The organism is Escherichia sp. MOD1-EC5950 (assembly GCF_002965345.1).
In the GTDB taxonomy this organism is placed as follows: domain Bacteria; phylum Pseudomonadota; class Gammaproteobacteria; order Enterobacterales; family Enterobacteriaceae; genus Escherichia; species Escherichia marmotae.
The window spans coordinates 1-323 of sequence record NZ_PTSR01000166.1; the positions used below are offsets into that span (position 1 = coordinate 1).

Below are 323 nucleotides of genomic sequence, written 5' to 3' on the forward strand. Positions count from 1 at the left end.
TTGGTGCGAGGGGGGGGACTTGAACCCCCACGTCCGTAAGGACACTAACACCTGAAGCTAGCGCGTCTACCAATTCCGCCACCTTCGCACAGTCATCTTACTTTTTTGATATCGCCTCGTTGGTGCGAGGGGGGGGACTTGAACCCCCACGTCCGTAAGAACACTAACACCTGAAGCTAGCGCGTCTACCAATTCCGCCACCTTCGCACAGTGCGAGCAATATCAACGTGGTTTTTGGTGCGAGGGGGGGGACTTGAACCCCCACGTCCGTAAGGACACTAACACCTGAAGCTAGCGCGTCTACCAATTCCGCCACCTTCGCA

3 tRNA genes are annotated in these 323 nt (G+C 56.3%); all 3 read right to left on the reverse strand.

The features are described 5' to 3' along the window. Nucleotide 1: 1 nt before the first annotated feature. The 3 genes from BEA93_RS24840 to BEA93_RS24850 all read right to left on the reverse strand — a co-directional run bounded on the left by BEA93_RS24840 (nt 2) and on the right by BEA93_RS24850 (nt 322). Nucleotides 2-88 (reverse strand) — tRNA-Leu (locus tag BEA93_RS24840). Nucleotides 89-120: 32 nt separating this feature from the next. After that, nucleotides 121-207: transfer RNA gene (locus BEA93_RS24845), tRNA-Leu, on the reverse strand. Nucleotides 208-235: 28 nt separating this feature from the next. Continuing rightward, nucleotides 236-322, reverse strand: a tRNA-Leu gene (locus BEA93_RS24850). Nucleotide 323: the final 1 nt, after the last annotated feature.